The sequence below is a fragment of the Bacillus sp. 22475 genome (assembly GCF_052044835.1).
GTDB lineage: Bacteria > Bacillota > Bacilli > Bacillales > Bacillaceae_G > Bacillus_A > Bacillus_A cereus.
In genome coordinates this window covers 368,218-382,821 of the sequence record NZ_JBQENW010000002.1, presented here as the reverse complement: position 1 = coordinate 382,821, position 14,604 = coordinate 368,218, and the positions used below count along the sequence as shown (strand labels likewise).

Sequence of the window (14,604 nt, the reverse complement as noted above, 5' to 3'; positions counted from 1 at the left end):
AAACTATATTTAAAAAATTGTCAACAAAAATTTTTTATCCCGTGTTAATGAACAGTAAAATTCCTACCTCAAAATTCGGTGGGAGTAAAGAAGTGAGATGGGAGAATAACTGCCCGTAACCCCCGATTGGTGAAGGGTAATAATCAGTGGGGATGCACAAAATCTCTACTGATTAAAGTTTCACTTTATTTCACTTCAAAATTAACAGTTAAATTAGAGTTATTGCCAGCTGCATCAGTTGCTACAATGTGAATAGTATTTTTTCCTTCTTGTAATTGAGTACGATCGAAATAAATGTTATAGCTTTTCTCCCAAGGGTTCAGGAATGCCTGGTCCCATACACCATTTCCGTTAATTTCATATTGCATTCTCACTGGAATACCAGGTGCTATCCAACCAAATTCTGACATCCAATCTAGTAGAATATCATCAACTTTTCCTCTAATTACGAGATTTTCTTGGTCAACTTCGTATGTTAACTTAGGTGCAGTTCGATCAAGAAATACAGCAGCTGTTTGTTTTGTTTCTCCGCCAGAATTAGAAGCAACTGCTTCGATTTGATATAGCCCGTCAGCTAAAGGAGTGCCATCGGCTTTTGTACCATTCCATTTGAAAGGTTTATACCCAGGAGTTGCATTTTTAGCTTGATGGATAATCCCTTGATACGTTACACGTTCTTTCGTAACTAAATTTGCATGCAATGTTACATCATCCACAGGCGCAACTAAATAGTAGTTGATGAGATTATCATCTAGTACGTGGTCGCCATTTGGGCTAAAAGTAGAATTAATAATTTCAAGTCCATCGATACGTTTATAATCTTTAGGATCGATACTAAATGTGAATGGAATTCGAATTTCTTCTTTTGCCCCTTGTTCTTTTACATATACATTTCCAGTATACACACCTTGTGGTAGTGAGCTATCTACAGTGATAGTAAATGGTTTTTCGGTACTACTATTCGGTTGTATGCTAATCGATGAAGGGACAGAAGCTCTTACTTTTGTGTTTGCATCTAGTAATTCCACACGAGTTGAAAAACTTTTCTTTTTACTAGAAAGGTTTTGTAATGTAACATTTTGCGTCAGTTTTACTTTTCCGCTATTTGGCTTAATAAGACCAAAGCTGACATTGTTAGGTTTTACTAATACATTTGTTTGAGCTGCTTTCGGAATGTTAATTAAACCAGATCCTTGTGCCATAACAGGGTATGTATTTTCATTGACATCATGTAATGTTTTTGCGTTGTTAGCAAGAGCCGCTTTCAATTGTTCTGTCGTCCAATCAGGATGCATTTGACGCAAGAGGGCAACTGCTCCAGTTACTTGCGGAGCAGCCATACTTGTTCCGTTATGCGATTCATAGCTGCCTCGCGGTACTGTACTAGTAATTTGTACTCCAGGTGCAACAACATCAGGCTTTATTAGCCAACTTCCTTGTGATGGTCCTCTTGAACTAAAGTTACCGATAAGTTTTGTTTGCTTTGGTTGTCCAATTTTTATATTTTTCTTTCGTTTTGTGATTAAAGTTTTTAATTCTTCCCCATTTGTATTTGATAATTGCATTACTGGGACAGCTAGATGTTCACGTGAAAAATATTCCGGCATCATATTAACTTCTTTTTCGCTAGAGATTAATAACACACCAAGTGCACCAGCTTGCTTCGCTTGTTCTGCTTTTACTAATGTACTAGAAGTACCTTGTAAAATAAGTACGAATTTCCCCTTCACATCTTGTTTTGCATAATCATTTGGATTGCCATAACCAATATATACAAGAGGGGAATCATTTCCTATTGGAAAATCAGATTTTGATAACGGTAACCCTTGATATGTTTTGCTGGAACCAGCTACTTGGAATGTTGGAAACGGGATAGAAACCGTAGATGCTCCAACAGAAATGACACTACTTGCGTTACCGGGAGCATCAACAGACCAAGGTTTTGGTCCGTCATTTCCATTTGAAACGACAGTAGTAACACCAAGTTTCGCTGCTCGTTCTAACGTTAATGTTACAGGCTGATCAGGTACATTTAAATCCTGCCCAAGGGAGAGGTTTAACACATCCGCACCATCTTGAATCGCTCGCTCAATCCCTTGGATAATATCATCTGTTGTACCAGTTCCACCGTCATTCATTACACGATAGGCTAGAATAGAAGCGTTTGGAGCAACGCCTTTAATTTTTCCATTACCCGCAATAATTCCAGCTACATGAGTACCATGTACGTTACCATCCATTGGATCGCTATCTTCATCAACCGTGTCATATCCACTGATATAATTTGCCTTTAAGTCAGGGTGTGTATAGTCTACGCCAGAGTCGATAATGGCTACTTTCATGCCTTTTCCATCAAGCGGTTTGCCAGATGGATCTTTTAAATTCCACGCTTCAGATGCACCAATTGTCGGTCCACCGATATTTGGTGCTTCTTCGTTAGTAGTACTTTTTGATGTTTCATGCAATTTATATGTTAAGTTCGGATAGACTGCTTTTACTTCAGGTAAAGAGGCAAGAGAGGTAATTTGATCTCCAGGAACTGAAATAGAGAATCCGGAAAATAACGTATTATACACTTCTTTAATTTTTGCACCAGGTGCTTTTTCTTTTATTTTCTTAGTCGTATCTTCTTGTGCTTTTTTTAGCTCAGCATGATAAGACTGCGCATTACTATTTTGTAAATCTGGAGCATGCTGAATATTACTTTGAGCAGCGAGAGGTGCATGTTGCAATTCTACAATTACTGATATTTCTTTTGTTGTTTTCGTTTCAATATTTTGAGCAATTTTATGTTCTCCCCACTGTTCAATCGTTGTTTTTAATTGTGGACTAAATTGCTTCTCCTTTTGTAGTGATTCAGCATGAGCGCTTAAAGCTCCAAAACTAGAAAAGACAAGCGCCATGCTTAATAGTGTAGATGTAGTTTTTTTCATTGATACTCCCCCCAATAAAAAAGTTCCAATATTCAGAAAAAAATCTTACATTTTAGTTGGAAATTATAAATATAAATGTTGGCTAAACTATACTTTCGACATAATTCATACCAATCCTCTATGAATTGAAAATTTCTTGGGAAATTTTTTCTGATTATGTCGAATCGATATTTTTCACATATTGTAGGGAGAAAGTGAGGAATGCTATGAGGGAAATGGAGTGATGGTATGAAAAGGCTAATAGTAAGTGGTAGTGTAGTGTTGTTTATATTTTTATGTTCTATCACTATTACTAGCGCAGAAAATAATAGTGTGAAAGTTGCTTTTATTCGTCATCATAACCTTTGGATTAAAGTTGATGGGAAAGAAAAACAACTTACAAAAGGAGAGAATATAACAGGGCCGAAGTGGTCATATGATGGGGAGTGGCTAGCATATGTAAAAGGGAAGAAACAAAATATTCTTGAGTTATATCGGCTGAAAGACGGAAAGAAAGTTACGCCGTTTCACTCAGAAGCATCGAATTATCAATGGTCACCAACAGAAAATATAATTGCATTTATATTTACAGGTACATTAAATACATTTGATGTAGAAAAAAAGAATGCAGATTTTGAAAATGTATCGGCTGGTGTAGGGGATTATGCATGGTACCCCGATGGAAAGAACTTTCTTGTATCCTCAGAAGCGCACTTACTTCCAACAGGATGGACAGGGGCTCAGCTATATGAAGTGCAAAAAGATGCACATATGAATCCTCACAAAATGAAGCATTTGTATGCATTGCCAAATGAACATGATGATTTTCTAGCGCTAGTAGCAAGTGGCTTTAAGTGGTCACCAGATCAAAAGTGGATTTCATTTTTAGCGGTACCGACAGCTTCATGGTCAGCTGATAGTAATACGCTTTGCTTAGTTCGAGCAGACGGTAGTCGGTTTGAAATAGTAGATCAAATGCTATTAAATACAGAATGGTTCAAATGGGCGCCATCAAAAAATATATTGGCTTATATTGAAGGTAGCGGGAGAGTTGCATTAGAGAATAAACATTTAAAAATAAAAGAACTGCCAGCACTCCAGCAGCAAACATTTACGCCGAAAGGATATGTGGATTGGGATTTTACATGGAAGAACGATAATGTAATTATCGTTTCACGAGCAAAAGAGGGAGGGTTTGAAACTCTGCCAGAAAAAAGGCCATTCCCATCTTTATATGAGATAAATAGCACAAGCGATAAACAATATCAAATTACAAAGTCATCTAATAAGCAAGGCGATTATCATCCAATTTTCATGAAGAAGAGCAAACAATTAATATGGATACGTTCAAATCGTAAGAAAGCTGATATATGGCTAGCTCATAGTGATGGAAAATATGAAAAGAAGTGGATTGAAAATGTAGATGTACCAGAGTGGTATTATGAGAAATGGAATTGGGAAAATGTTATCTCGGTGAAAGAAGAATAAAAAAACTGCCTAAAAGATCATTTTAGGCAGTTTTTTACTGTTATTTGTGAGTTTTATTTGGCTTTTTTTTCGCTGGGTTTCCGTTCCCTTGGCGCTTTCTATTTTGTTCATCTTTTGCTTGTTTTTCATGTAAAGTATCTAAAAAGTCATTTGAGTTACTCATTTTTATATCTCTCCTTTTTTCATTTCGTCCTAGTTACTATAACCATTTAGGAGGATAATCATGAGTTAGAAGTTAGGCACTTAATTTTCCTCGATAATGTAAGTAAAATATTCCATACATAACAAATAGCATGAGTAAAACTTGTAACTCTACATTTTCCTTTAAAATAGCTGCGATAGGGTCTGGTAAGTATGGTGATTTATCGTTTGTGCTTAAACCTAACCATTTATTTAAGAGGCTAATGGTACAAAACATAAAAACACCGGACCAGCTTGCCGTAATTGCTTTTTGTTTAATTTTTGTTTCACGTTCATCATCTGTAATCCAAGGATTAGCAGTTTTATCACTACTAAAGAAGCCATTTATATATCCCCATACAATCATTCCAATAAAGACAATTATCCATTTCATATATGTAATTCTCCTTTCGGTGTAAAAAGTATTTTACATGTTATATTGTAATATTTTACAAACATTCGTGTCAAACCTTTTTTACATATCGGTTTTTATACAGCAGGAATAAAGTATGAGATAGGGAAGAAATATGTAAGAGGATTTCATAATGAGAGGAGGAAGGGGATGAAAATCGTCTTTGTTCGGCACGGGGAAGGGGAACATACAAGGGATTTGCCATCAAGTTTACAAGTGCTGCATCCGTCATTGACGGATGAAGGAAGGAATCAGGCTAATTCAATGCGATGTACCATTGCAGGAAACGGATATATTAATTGTTAGTCCTACACTTAGAACTTTACAAACGGCGACAATATGGAGTGCGAAAGTAGCTTGTCAAAAACTCGTCCATCCATATATATCTCCGCGTATTTTTCCTTATCGAGAAGAAGCGAGAACATTACCGTGCGATTATATAGTAGAGCAGGGAATGATAACAAAGTTATTTCCGCATTTTTCGATAGAGAAAAGCTCAAATAATCAGTTATGGAAGGAAGGTATAAACACTATTTCAGAGAATAGTTTTCAGCAAATAGTAGATGAATTTCTTCTTTGGTGTTATGAACTGAGTGCTGAAAGAATTTGCATTGTATCTCACGATGGAACAATTACAGCATATAGGCAATATTTACAGAAAGTCGTTTTAACTAGATCAGACTTTTTGAAAGAAACGGGCATATATGAAATGAATATATCCCATAAAAGTCTGATTAATAAGGGCTGATTATAGGATGGAGTTGTATGTTGAATATTGCATTAGTAGTTGGTTTTAATTCGGATTTAGAGGCGCAATCAATCCGAGCATCTCTTGAGTATTTTGGTGCAAGAGTTGTGACATATTGGATTGGTAGACCGAAAGATTTTGTGGAAGTTCTTTCTGGAAAGAACTTATTTAACGATATTAATTATATTATTTTTTGCTTTCATGGTGAAGAAGGAAAGTTTGTCATGGAAGAATTAGGCGAAGAAATATATGAACAAGATGAACCGAGAGGGTATTTTGGTACAGCAGAAATTTATAAATATGCAAAATTGCATAATACACATATTGTAAATAGCGGGTGCACGTTAGGGGAGAAAAATCTTGCAAAATCTTTTTTACATAGTGGTGCAAAATCATATATTGGATCGATTGATTATGTAGATGGAAATGCAGCACTTATGTTTACTATACGCTTATTTTATGGGGTTATTAACCATCGGAAAACGTTAGAAGAAGCGTTTCAAGAAGCGAGTTTAATTGATGAGGAGACACATACATTTCGATTCTATAATTAGTATGAAACACGTTTATTCTATATTCGAATAAACGTGTTTCACATTTAACTCACAATTTTTTTACATTTTTTTCAATGAAAATGATTATCACCTGTGGTATGATATGTTCAAGTTTTTACAGGTAATAAAAGTTACTATATAAACGTTAGTTTTTAATGTTTCATACATATGTCATGAATTATTCATAATTAACGTTTGAAAAATAAGTAACTAATGTTATTATATTAACTGTAACTAACTTAATTACAACTTTAGGAGGAAGATATGGTTATTCAATTTTTAAGAGAAAACAAAGCAGTTTCTTTTGTATTAGCAGTAATTCGAGTATATCTTGGTTACACATGGTTAATGGCTGGAATCGGTAAACTACAAGGAAAAGGATTCGATGCAACAGGTTATTTGCAAGGCGCAATTGAAAAATCTAAAGGCGCACAACCGGCTGTTCAATCTTGGTGGGCATCATTCTTACAAGAATTTGCAATTCCAAATGTAGATTTGTTTAATACGCTTGTAACATGGGGAGAAATTTTAGTCGGAATTGGTTTAATTGTAGGCTGTTTAACAAAAACAGCGGTCTTTTTTGGTCTTGTAATGAACTTTTCCTATATGTTTAGTGGGTCAATTGGTGTGAACCCTGAGATGGTTATCTTATCTATGTTTGTTCTTGTTGCCGGTATGAACGCTGGGAAATTTGGAATGGATGGCTTTGTTATCCCGAAAGTATTAGGATCAAAAACTCAAAAACGCCAAAAGCAAGCTGCTTAATATATGAAAACGGGTATCTCAAAATGAGATACCCGTTTATGTTATTTTTCAACTTTGATCGGATTGTTCTTAAAGAAGTCTTGTACATACCCGACAAATTCTTGTGGTTCTTGGCGAAATGGTGCATGATAACCTTTTTCAATAATATGTAAAGTGCTATTTTTTAAGAATTGATGATACGTTTCTCCTTCTTTCCAAGAAACGCTACTATCATTTCTGCCCCATATAATTAGAGTAGGCTGTTTCATTTCATTCGCATTAATTTTAAGACGTCTAGGCCATAGTTTCATTTTGTTATAATGCTCTTCATCGCTACGTTTGAATTTCACTTTGCTCTCATCATAATCAGTAATAGAAGAAACGGCATTTAAATCAGTCGGCAATTGTGGTTTTGGTGAGCCTTGTTTAGTAACGAATGTATGAGGACCACCTGTAGCATCAGTTAAAATAAGGTGAGTAACTGCTTCAGGATATAAATATGTTAAATTTAGAGAAATTTCTCCCCCCATGGAATGCCCCAGTATTGCGAATGAATCATACCCTAGTTTTTTCATTAATTTATAATACAAATTTGCATGAGTTGGAAAAGAATAATAAAAATCCATTGGCTTAGATGAGCGCCCGAATCCTAAAGCATCTACAGAAATAATTGTATGATCTTTTGCTAAATCGGAGTAAATCTTTTGAAAACCATCTGATGACCCTCCAAAGCCATGAATCATAAGTAAAGGTGGTTTTTCATTACCAATCTTTTTAAAGTAAATGGTTTGACCATCTATTTCTACCATTTTTTCCTCGGTAGCTAGTTTCGCTGTAATTGTATTTTTCACTTGCTTTACTTGTTCTACTGGCTTTTCTGCTGCACTACATCCTACTAATAGTGTAAGAGTAAGACAACCTACCATAAAATAGCTAAATCGCTTCAATTAGGTGTCTCCTTTCTAACATAACGCTGTATCTATCATAGCAAATAGCATATTACGATTTCCAGGAAGTTGGCTACCATTTTTTATCATAAGAGGTGAAAGGAGCGTTTCTTGGAAATTTTCTGTTTGAAGAAATTTACGAAATGTAAATTGTGAGTGTGGGACATCAATTCGTACTATACCATTCCAACATTCACATATCTTTTTTAATAATTGAATAGCATCTTCTTCTTGCTTGGCGATAAGTGGATTGATACATAATATATTGCCCTTTTGTATGCATAATGAAAAAGCTTCTATACAGTTATTTCTTTCAATTTTAAAAGAGTGTACGGTCCTTGGTAATAGCAAAGAGTAAAGTAGAGAACGATTCACACCAGTTGCAATTTGATCGAGAGAAGTAAGCGAGATAAGGTCTTCTTCTCGTACTTGTTGCAAGTGAGAAGGATACGTCTTAGTAGTTTGCTTTTCAAAACGATGAATTGTTGTTGCTGTTTGAAATCCACATGATGTGTATAGAGGTTCGCCAGCTTTTGTCGCAATAAGTGCGATTGGTTGTTTTGAATGAGTTTGTTCCAAGCAATGATTTAGCAATATACGTCCTATTCCTCGTCCTTGAAAATTAGGATGAACGATTAACATGCCAATGGAAGAGAAGTTGCTTGTAAAGGGAAATATACCTCCAGTCGCAATGAGTTTGTCTTCATGCATATAACCTACAAGTGTGCCGATAGAAAGATACATTTCGAATTGTTTTTTCATAAAAAATTCATCGTGTAACCATCCAACAGATTTGCAAAGATTAAGTAATTCAAAAATAAAAGATTTATTTAGCTTTACTATTTTCATAAAGGCTCACCGCATTTCTATTTATTTTCATAAAAATAGAGTCAAAATGTAAAATAAGAGATTTACGTTAAATGAAATCCAACTTGTTTATATTTAAATTGTAAAGGGCGGGATGGTTGATACGAAAAGACAAAGTTATACAAATTATAACTGATATTTACATAAGTTAACAAAAAATTTACATATAACTAATTTTCTCTTAATAGTCTTCCATTAAATTTGATAGTGGGAAATGAATAACCTAATTAGGGGGACAAGACAGTGAAAAAGTTTGTGAAAAAAGCATGGCCATTTGCAGTTGTGGCATCATTAGCAGTTACTTCGGTAGCAACATGGAATTTTACTCGTTCTAGTGAGGTTAATGCAGATGAGAACGGAAGCAATGCAAAGATTAAAAATGTTATCGTATTAATTGGGGATGGTATGGGCCCTTCATATATGACGGCTCACCGTTATATGAAAGATAATCCAAAAACCTTTGAAATGGAATCTACAGAATTTGATAAGCATCTTGTAGGAACACAAAAAACATACCCAGAAGATGAGCATGAAAATATTACAGACTCTGCATCAGCAGCAACAGCTATGTCAGCAGGGATTAAAACATATAATGCTGCAATTGCAGTTGATAATGATAAAGCGGAAGTGAAAACAGTTCTTGAGCAAGCGAAGGAAAAAGGGAAATCAACGGGACTTGTTGCAACTTCTGAAATTACACATGCAACACCAGCAGCTTTCGGTGCGCATGACATTAGCCGTAAAAATATGGACGCAATTGCAAATGATTATTTTGATGAGAAAATTAAAGGGGAGCATAAAGTAGATGTTATGCTTGGCGGCGGCGTAAAGAACTTTGTTAGAAAAGATCGTAATCTTACAGAAGAGTTTAAGAAATCTGGTTATAGCTATGTAACGGATCGAGATCAATTGTTAAATGATAAAAATGATCAAATTCTTGGTTTGTTTGCACCAGGTGGATTAGATAAAATGATTGACCGTAATGAGAAAACACCTTCATTAGAAGAAATGACTAATGCGGCAATTGAGCGTTTGAACAAAAATAAAAATGGTTTCTTCTTAATGGTGGAAGGAAGTCAAATCGACTGGGCTGGACATGATAATGATATCGTTGGTGCAATGAGTGAAATGGAAGACTTCGAAAAAGCTTTCAAAGCAGCGATTGAGTTTGCGAAAAAAGATAAAAATACGTTAGTTGTTGCAACGGCAGACCATGCTACAGGTGGATTATCTTTAGGTGCCAATGGCGAGTATAACTTTAAAGTAGATCCAATTAAAGCTGCAAAACGCACACCAGACTTTATGGCAAATGAGATTGCAAAAGGTGCAAATGTAGAAGAAACATTGAAAAAGTATATTGATTTACAATTAACTCCAGAAGAAATTCAAGCTGTAAATGATATAGCTCCGTCAAAAGATGTAACAAAGATTGACAATGCAATTGAAGATATTTTCAATAAGCGCTCGGTTACAGGCTGGACAACTGGTGGACATACAGGGGAAGATGTGAACGTGTATGCATTTGGTCCAGGTAAATACTTATTCTCAGGCGTTCAAGAGAATACAAATATAGCGAAACGTGTCTTTGATATTGTTGGCGGCGGCGATCCGAATAAAGGAAGACGTTAATTAAGAGCGAAAGTGAGGCGAAATGCCTCACTTTTCTTTTTAGGAGTTGGGAATATGGAAAAAATATTTAGGAAATTAAGATTCCTTCTAGTATTTGTAGTATTACTAGTTGGATGTCAACAAGAAGAGAATAACGTAGAACAAAAATCTACTACTAAAAAATCTGAGGAAAAGGTACAAATAACAAAAGAAGAAGAGAGATCTATTCAAGATGTTATTATTACATTTGTGCGAACGACGAATGAAAAAAATCTTGCAGAACATATGGAGTTATTTTCAAAGAAGATGCCTAGTGCTGAAGATTTAAAAACACAAAAAGAAGCGGCATTTCAAAAGGGAAATAAGAAGATTGAATTGGAACATATAGATATGAAAGCTAGTAAAGTAGGGTATGTTATTGTTGAAACGAAAGAAAAGGAAGTAGACGATAGTGTCACTCTTCAAAAGAAAGTACAGTATGCTCTTGGAAAAGAAGATGAGAAATGGAAGATTGAAGAGGTTCGCACGATAGAGAAAAAATAACGTGAAACTTTAATAAGTGTGGGAGTCGTACTTCCCAAAAATGGTATAAAAAAAGGTTCTCATTGGCGAGAACCTTTTTTTATAGTGGTAGCATAATTTGATTTGAGCATGCCTCAATATCATCAATATCTTGACGAATTGTGGCCATTTTATTATCAAGATCTTCAGCTTTCATTGCTGCATCATGTAGTTCATCTTTTAAATACTCCGGTATTTTCCCTTCATATTTATAATAAAGTTTGTGTTCTAAACTTGCCCAAAAGTCCATTGCCAGTGTACGTAACTGAATTTCTGCAAATACATCTTTTGTACCAGAATTCAGTGATAAAGGATATTTAATAATCATGTGTAAACTTTTATAACCGTTTCCCTTTGGATTAGCGATATAATCTTTTACCTCTATGATTTCCATATCTTCACGCTTTTGAATGACTTCTTTTAAATGATAAATATCTTCTACGAAGCAACATGTAATACGAATACCAATAATATCTTGTAAATGCGTTTGGGCATTTTCAACTGTCGGTAATAAATTTTTACGTTCAAGCTTTTTAATAATACTTTCAGGTTGTTTTAGTCTTGTTTTTATATGTTCAAACGGGTTGTAATCCTCTAAAAATTGAGCTTCCCGGTTCATAATTTCAAATTTAGTTTTTAACTCTTCTAAAGCAAATGTATATGGTAATACAAAAGCTTTCCAGTAGTTAACTGTTGATTGATTATATTCCATTTATATACACACCTTTTCCTATTTACAAGTGAGGTTGTTATTATACTAAATACCAAATCATATAAGCACAAGCGGCAAATGATGAGATCATAAAGCGATATTTAGTTTTCATACTTTCAACTCCTTTCGAGTAAGATTCTATATAAATAAACGTGATTGTTAATAAGTTCACTATGTACAATTTCTATAGTAATAGATTCGTGTGAATTTCGTATGAACTAATTGTTTCAGCTTTTTGTCTTTTTTGCTGTTAATCATAATTATTATTCGGATTTAAATTATTTTCATTTGATTTATCCATTTGTATAAATTAATGTATATTTAAATTTATAGTTATTAAGGAGGATATATGGTGAACTTTGAAGAATTAGCAATTGCTAGACGTTCTGCAATGAAATTTATACAAGGTATAGAAATTCCTGATGAGGATTTTAAAAAAATATTTGAGTTAACTAAGCTTTCTCCATCTTGCTATAATTTGCAGCACACACATTATGTTGTAATTCGTGATCAAGAGCGAAAAGAAAGACTAAAAGAATTAGCGTTCGGTCAATATAAAGTATCGAGTGCATCAGCGGTAGTGCTCGTTTGTGGTGATAAAAGAGCATACCAAAATGTTGAAAATATTTACTTCGGTATGAAAGTTTTAAAAATGATTGATGAATGCGAATATGAAGATACAATTAGGCAAACGAAAGGTTTATATGAAGGGAAAGGAGAGCGTTTCATGGAGGATGAAGCGATTAGAAATGCTTCGTTAAGCGCGATGACTTTTATGTACGCAGCTAAATATTATGGCTATGATACATGTCCAATGATTGGTTTTGATGAAAAAGCAGTACAAAGTGAATTAAATATGCCAGAGCATGTAATACCTGTTTTAATGATTACGATAGGAAAAAGTGATACGACTAAAGTTCGTCCAAGAGGATATCGAAAGCCAATTAGTGAGTTTGTTACATACGAATCGTTTTAATAAAATTTATTTAACTATAAAAACAAGGGGATTCTAAATAGAATCTTCTTGTTTTTGCAATTGACAAATAGAATGAAGTTTTATAATATATAAATCGTAATCATTACGTTTTAGTTTGCGATCTTTGAAAGAAAGGAGAATTACCTATGCGTGTAAATATTACATTAGCTTGTACGGAGTGCGGTGATCGTAATTATATTTCTAAAAAAAATAAACGAAACAATCCAGAACGTATCGAACTAAAAAAATATTGTCCACGATTAAAGCGAGTAACGTTACATCGTGAGACGAAGTAGAAGACTAGAGATATCTCTAGTCTTTTTTTGTTAATAAGTTTTGGTTTTCTTTGTTATAATTACCTTAAATTGTAACAAAGGAGAGGGTATGGTGAATCAAAAAGATAAAGAAAGAAAAGAGCACGTAGCTCATATTATTGAAATTCCAGATGAATATAGGCTTGTTGTAGATGATCAAGAAGGGGTTGATGACCCGTATCATCTATTATGGTGGGGACATAAAGATGATGAGGAGAAACAGATACAAATTACATTAAATAGACATACTGGTAATTTAATTGAATTTAGGATAGATGATGGAAATTCTTTTTCGAGTGATAAGGGAGCGATAGAGGAGAATAAAGCAAGAGAGGTTGCAAATACATTCTTAAAAAAATATACAAAAGAAGGATATGAATGCTATACATATGTAACGGTTAAGGACGACAGGCGCGGTTGGAAAGAAGTAAATTATATGCAAGAAGTGAATAGCTATCCATTGCCGAATACTGGGGGTGTTGTGCAAGTGCACCCTTCAGGTAATGTTGTGCATTTTCATTACAATGGACAAAAAGCCATAGAGAAAAAACCGTTATGGCCAAGTGAAATTGTTGGGGAGAATATCGTTTTAGAAAATTTGAAAGCTAGACAAGATATGAGACTTGTATTTGTAGATTTAACATACTCTTCATGTGAGTATGAAAACGGGGAAGAAGTAAAAGGGTACCATCTTGTATATGAACCAGAGCCTAGTCATGCGTTTATTGATGCAAGTACAGGTAAAGATTTATATGGGCCAGAACACTATAAATTACCTTCTACAGTACTTGTTGATAAACCGCTAAAGAGTAGTCAAAAAAAAGATGTGTTTGATTTATTTGATTGGGACAAGGGGAAGTTTGTCAAAATAGATGAAAAAGTAGATGAGGATGAAGTCCGGATAAAATTTGTATTAAAAGAAGAATTACAAAAAGAAATAGAAGAGAAGGATTCATATTCAATGGATGAGTTTTATAAAAAACATTTTCCAATGTTGAAACATGATGACTTCGTTGTAATTACTCTAGATAAAGAAACAAATCAATCGCTTTCTTTTTTTATGTGGAAGGATGAGAAAAAAAGGAAAACAATCTTATCAAGAGAGCAATGTTTAAGCAAGGCACTTCAATTTTTAGAGCATATTATCCCAGATGCGACAAAGTATGTTCAACTTTGGGATAATTATGAGGAGGAAGAGGGGATAGAGAGGTTTTCCTTTTCAATCTATGTAAATGACATTCATGTAGAGGGGAAATATATTATGATCAACATCAATGCAGAAAATGGTGCTGTGATGCACTACTCTGGAGAGTCTGGCAACTTTATAAAAGAATTACTTACATATGAAACAACACCAAAAGTAACAAAAGAAAAAGCGTTAGAAATATACAGAGAGGCTATCCGAGTTAAATTAGAATGGTTTGTAGATCGTGATGCAGAGGAAACGAAATACAAACTACTGTACAAACAAACGACAGATGAAAAACATAAAGAACCTTTTGATTGTAGTCGGGAAATTCGTTATATTGATGCCCAAACTGGGAGAAAGATTTGGAGTAAGTAAAGTAAAAAGAGTTATTT

General features: G+C 34.4%; 14 protein-coding genes and 1 pseudogene. 9 read left to right on the top strand and 6 right to left on the bottom strand.

What is annotated here, in order from left to right; all coding sequences use genetic code 11:
• Window positions 1-185: 185 nt before the first annotated feature.
• A complete protein-coding gene (locus ACTJJY_RS05390; protein WP_440605138.1) occupies window positions 186-2,933 on the bottom strand; it encodes a S8 family serine peptidase in 2,748 nt (915 codons plus the stop codon).
• A 228-nt stretch (window positions 2,934-3,161) separates the two neighbouring features.
• On the opposite strand from ACTJJY_RS05390, the gene ACTJJY_RS05385 reads away from it, so the two are divergent.
• A complete protein-coding gene (locus ACTJJY_RS05385) occupies window positions 3,162-4,400 on the top strand; it encodes a TolB family protein (protein WP_440605137.1) in 1,239 nt (412 codons plus the stop codon).
• Window positions 4,401-4,440: 40 nt separating this feature from the next.
• On the opposite strand, the gene ACTJJY_RS05380 is transcribed toward ACTJJY_RS05385, so the two are convergent.
• Both ACTJJY_RS05380 and ACTJJY_RS05375 read right to left on the bottom strand, forming a co-directional pair.
• Window positions 4,441-4,563 carry a DUF4023 domain-containing protein gene (locus tag ACTJJY_RS05380; RefSeq protein WP_000071861.1) on the bottom strand — a complete coding sequence of 41 codons (123 nt, stop codon included), beginning with the start codon at window positions 4,561-4,563 and terminating at the stop codon, window positions 4,441-4,443.
• A gap of 72 nt (window positions 4,564-4,635) precedes the next feature.
• Window positions 4,636-4,974, bottom strand: a complete 339-nt coding sequence (locus tag ACTJJY_RS05375) for a hypothetical protein (RefSeq protein ID WP_000871148.1) — start codon at window positions 4,972-4,974, stop codon at window positions 4,636-4,638.
• 168 nt (window positions 4,975-5,142) lie between these two features.
• Here ACTJJY_RS05375 and ACTJJY_RS05370 point away from each other — a divergent pair.
• The 3 genes and pseudogenes from ACTJJY_RS05370 (at window position 5,143) to ACTJJY_RS05360 (ending at window position 7,059) form a co-directional block, all read left to right on the top strand.
• Window positions 5,143-5,740: pseudogene (locus ACTJJY_RS05370) on the top strand (histidine phosphatase family protein).
• 17 nt (window positions 5,741-5,757) lie between these two features.
• Window positions 5,758-6,294 carry a delta-aminolevulinic acid dehydratase gene (locus ACTJJY_RS05365; RefSeq protein ID WP_440605136.1) on the top strand — a complete coding sequence of 179 codons (537 nt, stop codon included), beginning with the start codon at window positions 5,758-5,760 and terminating at the stop codon, window positions 6,292-6,294.
• Window positions 6,295-6,558: 264 nt separating this feature from the next.
• Entirely contained in the window at window positions 6,559-7,059 is a 501-nt protein-coding gene (locus ACTJJY_RS05360) for a DoxX family protein (protein WP_000236608.1), read from the top strand.
• A gap of 41 nt (window positions 7,060-7,100) precedes the next feature.
• On the opposite strand, the gene ACTJJY_RS05355 is transcribed toward ACTJJY_RS05360, so the two are convergent.
• Window positions 7,101-7,985, bottom strand: a complete 885-nt coding sequence (locus tag ACTJJY_RS05355) for an alpha/beta fold hydrolase (RefSeq protein WP_157417535.1) — start codon at window positions 7,983-7,985, stop codon at window positions 7,101-7,103.
• A gap of 15 nt (window positions 7,986-8,000) precedes the next feature.
• Window positions 8,001-8,834 (bottom strand): GNAT family N-acetyltransferase, encoded by an 834-nt coding sequence (locus ACTJJY_RS05350; protein ID WP_440605135.1) that lies wholly within the window; start codon window positions 8,832-8,834, stop codon window positions 8,001-8,003.
• Window positions 8,835-9,095: 261 nt separating this feature from the next.
• Here ACTJJY_RS05350 and ACTJJY_RS05345 point away from each other — a divergent pair, with 261 nt between their 5' ends.
• Both ACTJJY_RS05345 and ACTJJY_RS05340 read left to right on the top strand, forming a co-directional pair.
• Window positions 9,096-10,481, top strand: a complete 1,386-nt coding sequence (locus ACTJJY_RS05345) for an alkaline phosphatase (protein WP_000714904.1) — start codon at window positions 9,096-9,098, stop codon at window positions 10,479-10,481.
• Between the two features lie 54 nt (window positions 10,482-10,535).
• A complete protein-coding gene (locus ACTJJY_RS05340) occupies window positions 10,536-11,003 on the top strand; it encodes a hypothetical protein (protein WP_440605134.1) in 468 nt (155 codons plus the stop codon).
• Between the two features lie 79 nt (window positions 11,004-11,082).
• Here ACTJJY_RS05340 and ACTJJY_RS05335 read toward each other — a convergent pair whose 3' ends face one another.
• Complete coding sequence (locus ACTJJY_RS05335; protein WP_000456213.1) at window positions 11,083-11,733, bottom strand: GTP pyrophosphokinase; 651 nt, start codon at window positions 11,731-11,733, stop codon at window positions 11,083-11,085.
• A 349-nt stretch (window positions 11,734-12,082) separates the two neighbouring features.
• On the opposite strand from ACTJJY_RS05335, the gene ACTJJY_RS05330 reads away from it, so the two are divergent.
• The 3 genes from ACTJJY_RS05330 to ACTJJY_RS05320 all read left to right on the top strand — a co-directional run bounded on the left by ACTJJY_RS05330 (window position 12,083) and on the right by ACTJJY_RS05320 (window position 14,587).
• The gene (locus ACTJJY_RS05330; protein WP_000245980.1) at window positions 12,083-12,709 is read left to right on the top strand and encodes a nitroreductase family protein; all 627 of its coding nucleotides are present in this window, start codon (window positions 12,083-12,085) and stop codon (window positions 12,707-12,709) included.
• A 146-nt stretch (window positions 12,710-12,855) separates the two neighbouring features.
• Window positions 12,856-13,005, top strand: coding sequence for a 50S ribosomal protein L33 (rpmG, locus tag ACTJJY_RS05325; protein ID WP_001265617.1), 150 nt, complete (start codon window positions 12,856-12,858; stop codon window positions 13,003-13,005).
• Window positions 13,006-13,093: 88 nt separating this feature from the next.
• Window positions 13,094-14,587 (top strand): YcdB/YcdC domain-containing protein, encoded by a 1,494-nt coding sequence (locus tag ACTJJY_RS05320; RefSeq protein WP_440605133.1) that lies wholly within the window; start codon window positions 13,094-13,096, stop codon window positions 14,585-14,587.
• Window positions 14,588-14,604: the final 17 nt, after the last annotated feature.

Excerpts from the sequence above, each read along its gene's own strand:
- ACTJJY_RS05390 (WP_440605138.1), bottom strand. The coding sequence starts at position 2,933 with ATGAAAAAAACTACATCTACACTATTAAGCATGGCGCTTGTCTTTTCT.
- ACTJJY_RS05385 (WP_440605137.1), top strand. The coding sequence starts at position 3,162 with ATGAAAAGGCTAATAGTAAGTGGTAGTGTAGTGTTGTTTATATTTTTA.
- ACTJJY_RS05380 (WP_000071861.1), bottom strand. The coding sequence starts at position 4,563 with ATGAGTAACTCAAATGACTTTTTAGATACTTTACATGAAAAACAAGCA.
- ACTJJY_RS05375 (WP_000871148.1), bottom strand. The coding sequence starts at position 4,974 with ATGAAATGGATAATTGTCTTTATTGGAATGATTGTATGGGGATATATA.
- ACTJJY_RS05365 (WP_440605136.1), top strand. The coding sequence starts at position 5,758 with ATGTTGAATATTGCATTAGTAGTTGGTTTTAATTCGGATTTAGAGGCG.
- ACTJJY_RS05360 (WP_000236608.1), top strand. The coding sequence starts at position 6,559 with ATGGTTATTCAATTTTTAAGAGAAAACAAAGCAGTTTCTTTTGTATTA.
- ACTJJY_RS05350 (WP_440605135.1), bottom strand. The coding sequence starts at position 8,834 with ATGAAAATAGTAAAGCTAAATAAATCTTTTATTTTTGAATTACTTAAT.
- ACTJJY_RS05340 (WP_440605134.1), top strand. The coding sequence starts at position 10,536 with ATGGAAAAAATATTTAGGAAATTAAGATTCCTTCTAGTATTTGTAGTA.
- ACTJJY_RS05335 (WP_000456213.1), bottom strand. The coding sequence starts at position 11,733 with ATGGAATATAATCAATCAACAGTTAACTACTGGAAAGCTTTTGTATTA.
- ACTJJY_RS05330 (WP_000245980.1), top strand. The coding sequence starts at position 12,083 with ATGGTGAACTTTGAAGAATTAGCAATTGCTAGACGTTCTGCAATGAAA.
- rpmG (WP_001265617.1), top strand. The coding sequence starts at position 12,856 with ATGCGTGTAAATATTACATTAGCTTGTACGGAGTGCGGTGATCGTAAT.
- ACTJJY_RS05320 (WP_440605133.1), top strand. The coding sequence starts at position 13,094 with ATGGTGAATCAAAAAGATAAAGAAAGAAAAGAGCACGTAGCTCATATT.